Source organism: Yersinia sp. 2542 StPb PI (genome assembly GCF_048593855.1).
Classification (GTDB): Bacteria; Pseudomonadota; Gammaproteobacteria; order Enterobacterales; family Enterobacteriaceae; genus Yersinia; species Yersinia enterocolitica_E.
Genome location: NZ_JAZGQA010000264.1, coordinates 1 through 4,636 on the forward strand (window position 1 = coordinate 1; position 4,636 = coordinate 4,636).

Sequence of the window (4,636 nt, forward strand, 5' to 3'; positions counted from 1 at the left end):
TTTTTATACAGTTAAAAACTGACGCTATCAAGCCTTTATTTACAAGTTATTAACTCCATTTATATAACTTTAATATACGATCCTTTTTCATTGCTTCCGGGTGGCATTCTGCCGCCAGCTAATAACCTCATCGAGCCGCCCTTTACAAATCCGCAGCTCACGCTTCAAAGCCAACGCATACAGCCCACTATCGCCCCAAGTGGTACCAACGAATTCAGGTACCTCGCATTCAGTTAATGCGGATTCTGGGAGTCACAACTGGATTAATTCGGCTGACTTATGCGGTGGGCTACTCTTACAGGATGCTAATGTTGCTATCAAGTATCCTGCTATCAATACACGGATCCCCGACCAAGATATACAGCGGGCCTATTCTGAGACCGACAGAGCGATAGCCAAAGTGATACAGGGGCTATTGCCAGTATTCGGGAGAATGGAACCAGACAATATAAGACCTGAACATAGCAGGAAATATATGGATAAACGCGGGGTGACCAGCAGAACACAAGCAAACCGTGAGAAAACTTTCCTCTCGCGAGTTTATCGTTGGGGGTATGAGCGGGGATTTGTGAAAGGGAATCCATGTAAGGGGGTTAAGCAATTTAAAGAGGGATCCAGGGAACGCTATATTACAGATGAAGAATATAACGCTCTGTATAAAGCTGCGCCTGACATTGTGCGGGCAGCAATGGAGATAGCGTACTTGTGCCTCGCAAGACAGGCTGATGTGCTTTCATTACGCAAGGATCAATTCAGAGAGTCAGGAAAATAAAAATTGTTCCAGTGGTAGGTAATCAGAAGAAGTGATTTTTTATGCGTTAGTTGAATTTTATGTTCCTAAATCATCTTCCTAAGTGTGATTTCAGACACAAAAAAACCGCCTCTCGGCGGTTAACGACATACTCATACTACTTTGTTTTACTTAGAATATTTTCCATGGTGCCCGGGGCGGGACTTGAACCCGCACAGCCATAAGCCGAGGGATTTTAAATCCCTTGTGTCTACCGATTTCACCACCCGGGCTCTGGAAAACTGGAGGCGCGTCCCGGAGTCGAACCGAGGTAGACGGATTTGCAATCCGTAGCATGGCCACTCTGCCAACGCGCCTTATTCTTCTTTGCCTTTACAGCTGAGGTTCGCCTTAAGCCAACCTACTAATTTGGAGCGGGAAACGAGACTCGAACTCGCGACCCCGACCTTGGCAAGGTCGTGCTCTACCAACTGAGCTATTCCCGCAACATCAGAACTTACTGATTCTTTTGCTATCTTTCGACATTTCGTTGCTGCCGTCTGATGCGATGCATTCTACTTACCTGACGCAATGAGTCAATAAAATTATCTGACTAATGTGTTCGTTTGCTGCTTTTTGCGGCGCTTCGATCAAGGTTCGAGCAAATCATTCCAGGCAGCGTTTAAATATTGAAACATTGACCAGAATGTCAGTACCGCAGCAATGTAGAGAAGAACAAAGCTGGCGAGCTCAACGTTATGGTCTGGGCGCCAAAGTAAGCCAACCAGCGAACCCATTTGAGCCGTGGTTTTCACTTTACCAATCCATGACACCGCAACACTGCTGCGCTTACCGATTTCAGCCATCCACTCACGCAGGGAGGAAATGATGATTTCACGGGCAATCATAGTTGCCGCCGGTAGAGTGATCCACCAGACATGATAATGCTCAGCAACCAGCACTAATGCGATGGCAACCATAACTTTATCCGCCACAGGGTCAAGAAAAGCCCCAAAACGGGTAGTTTGTTTCCAGCGGCGCGCTAAAAAGCCATCAAACCAATCAGTTGCTGCTGCAAACACAAATATGATGGCACAAACCATCGGAGCCCAAACGAATGGCAGATAAAACGCCAGAACGAAGAATGGGATGAGTACAACACGAAACAGGGTAAGCCAAGTCGGTATATTCAATTGCATAATGCTACGATAACTATCTGGCTGGGGTGGATATTATGAGTATGGTGCAACATTAGCCTCAGTGTTTCAATGCATTGTAGATTTTTTCTGCCAATGCTTGTGAAATACTCGGCACTTTTGCAATTTCCTCGACGCTAGCATTCAGTAAAGGTTGCAGTCCCCCCATATACTTCAGCAAAATTTGCCGCCGTTTAGGGCCAACTCCCTCTATCGTTTCTAATGCACTGGTATTTTTTACTTTCGCACGACGCTGCCTATGTCCGGTGATTGCATGGTTATGCGAGTCATCTCGGATATGTTGAATCAAATGCAATGCTGGTGAATCTGGTGGCAACGAGAACCCCTCCCCTTGCGCCTCCAGGAACAATGTTTCCAGCCCCGCTTTTCGATCACTTCCCTTAGCAACGCCGACCAATAATGGTTTTTGCTTATCCCACTCAACGGTGAGAGAAGCAAACACGTCAAAAGCCTGAGACAGCTGGCCTTTCCCTCCGTCAATGAAAATAACATCAGGAATTTTTTTGTCATCTAATGCCTTACCATATCGACGTTTAAGCACTTGAGACATCGCCGCATAATCATCACCAGGCGTTATGCCACTAATATTGTAGCGTCTATATTCCGAACGTACAGGACCATTTGCATCAAATACGACACAAGACGCGACAGTCTGCTCTCCCAGCGTATGGCTGATATCAAAACATTCCATACGATTGATCTCATCAAGATTAAGAATCTTGGCTAACTCTTTCATTCGCTGATGTATTGTTGATTGCTGCGATAAACGAGTAATCAACGCAGTAGAGGCATTTGTGCGCGCAAGTTTAAGGTAACGCGCTCGATCCCCCCGAGGACGGCTTTGGATCTGAATTTTTCTTCCGGCCAACTCAGAAAGAGAGGAAGCCAGCAGATCCTTTTCCTCTAGAGTAAAGTCCAGCAAGATCTCACCTGGGAGTGTTCGCCCCTGGCTTCCTTGCAAATAAAACTGCCCAACAAAGGTCTGAACGACTTCACTGAGCTCAGTCCCGGCAGGAACTTTCGGGAAGTAACTCCGGCTTCCCAGCACTTTCCCTTGTCGAATAAATAGCACATGAACACAAGCTAATCCGGCATCAAACGCCACACCGATAACATCAAGATCTTCACTGTCGCCCGAAACGAACTGCTGTTCAGTAACTCGCCTTACTGCTTGTATTTGATCTCGAATACGTGCCGCATCTTCGAAATGCAACGATTGACTGGCTTCCTCCATCCGGGAAATCAGTTGTGTCAGTACCTGTTGGTCTTTGCCCGAGAGGAACAAACGCACATAATCAACCTGGCGTTGGTACTCATCATCACTCACAAGCCCTGCAACACAGGGGCCTGAACAACGGCCAATCTGATATTGCAGACAAGGCCGTGAACGATTGCGGTAGACACTGTTTTCACACTGTCTTACTGGAAAAAGTTTTTGCAATAATGCCAAGGTCTCGCGGACAGCATAAGAGTTTGGGAACGGGCCGAAATACTCACCCTTCTCATGCTTAGCACCGCGATGAATAGCTAAGCGCGGGTGAGTATCCGCACTCAAGAAAATAAGAGGATATGACTTATCATCACGCAACAGTACGTTGTAACGCGGCTGATAAAGCTTGATATAGTTATGCTCAAGCAGCAGTGCTTCCGTTTCTGTATGCGTCACGGTCACATCAATTTGAGCAATATTCTTAACCAAGGTCTCTGTTTTTCGACTGGCAACCTGAGCACGGAAATAACTCGTCAGACGTTTCTTGAGGTCTTTTGCTTTGCCAACATAAATAACTGTCCCCGTCTTATCATACATACGGTAAACACCAGGTTGGCTGGTGACAGTTTTCAAAAACTCTTTAGAATCGAAACAATCAGTCACTATTAGACAACGTCTCCGCGTTAAACAGACCGTGGCGAATGGCCAGATGGGTCAATTCAACGTCACCACTTATATTAAGCTTGCTAAACATCCGGTAGCGATAGCTGTTCACCGTTTTCGGACTCAGATGAAGTTGTTCCGAAATGTCGTTCACCTTTTGGCCTTTCGTTATCATGAGCATAATTTGTAACTCACGCTCTGACAAACAACTAAAAGGCGTTTCGGCTGGAGGCTCCAACTGACCCAAGGCCATCTGCTGCGCAATATCAGAAGCAATGTAGCGTTGCCCCGAATGAACCGCACGGATAGCCGTAACAACATCCTGAGGTGCCGCCCCCTTACTTAAATACCCACCGGCACCAGCCTGCATGACTTTTGCGGGCAGCGGGTTTTCAGTATGGATGGTTAGCATGATAACTTTAGTATCTGGAGAAAAACGCAAAATCTTACGAGTTGCTTCCAACCCGCCGATACCGGGCATATTCATATCCATCAAAACGATATCAACAACATGGCTACGGCACCATTTTACCGCATCTTCACCACACTGCATCTCGCCCGCTACTTTGATACCCTTGATATCTTCAAGAATGCGTCGAATCCCTGCGCGCACCAGTTCGTGGTCATCAACAAGAAGAACGCTAATCAAAGAAAATTCTCCAAAAATAAGGGAGTAACCTAATCACGCTTTGTTTACGACAATGATATTACTTGTTTTCGGCCAAAGAATGAATACAGAATAATTGCAAATTCATATCTATATTGTTTGACAGATATTATTTTTATCATCATTTCGACTATGTACATAAAATCGCT

3 protein-coding genes, 3 tRNA genes and 2 pseudogenes are annotated in these 4,636 nt (G+C 45.9%); 1 reads left to right on the plus strand and 7 read right to left on the minus strand.

The genetic code is table 11. The features are described 5' to 3' along the window. Positions 1-87: 87 nt before the first annotated feature. A pseudogene (gene lysC, locus V1952_RS20135) lies at positions 88-237 on the minus strand (Rz1-like lysis system protein LysC); the annotation flags it as partial. Positions 238-412: 175 nt separating this feature from the next. Here lysC and V1952_RS20140 point away from each other — a divergent pair. Then, positions 413-766: pseudogene (locus tag V1952_RS20140) on the plus strand (integrase); the annotation flags it as partial. A gap of 171 nt (positions 767-937) precedes the next feature. Here V1952_RS20140 and V1952_RS20145 read toward each other — a convergent pair. The 6 genes from V1952_RS20145 to uvrY form a co-directional block, all read right to left on the minus strand. Next, positions 938-1,023: transfer RNA gene (locus tag V1952_RS20145), tRNA-Leu, on the minus strand. Positions 1,024-1,033: 10 nt separating this feature from the next. Beyond that, positions 1,034-1,107, minus strand: a tRNA-Cys gene (locus V1952_RS20150). Between the two features lie 53 nt (positions 1,108-1,160). Continuing rightward, a tRNA-Gly gene (locus tag V1952_RS20155) sits at positions 1,161-1,236 on the minus strand. Between the two features lie 144 nt (positions 1,237-1,380). After that, on the minus strand, positions 1,381-1,929 hold the full coding sequence (gene pgsA / locus V1952_RS20160) for a CDP-diacylglycerol--glycerol-3-phosphate 3-phosphatidyltransferase (RefSeq protein WP_083159111.1): 549 nt from the start codon (positions 1,927-1,929) through the stop codon (positions 1,381-1,383). A 58-nt stretch (positions 1,930-1,987) separates the two neighbouring features. Further along, entirely contained in the window at positions 1,988-3,820 is a 1,833-nt protein-coding gene (gene uvrC, locus V1952_RS20165; protein WP_420075407.1) for an excinuclease ABC subunit UvrC, read from the minus strand. Continuing rightward, positions 3,813-4,469: a UvrY/SirA/GacA family response regulator transcription factor gene (uvrY, locus tag V1952_RS20170; protein WP_083159113.1), complete on the minus strand. Its 657-nt coding sequence runs from the start codon at positions 4,467-4,469 to the stop codon at positions 3,813-3,815. The genes uvrC and uvrY overlap by 8 nt, the downstream gene beginning before the upstream one ends. Positions 4,470-4,636 lie beyond the last annotated feature (167 nt).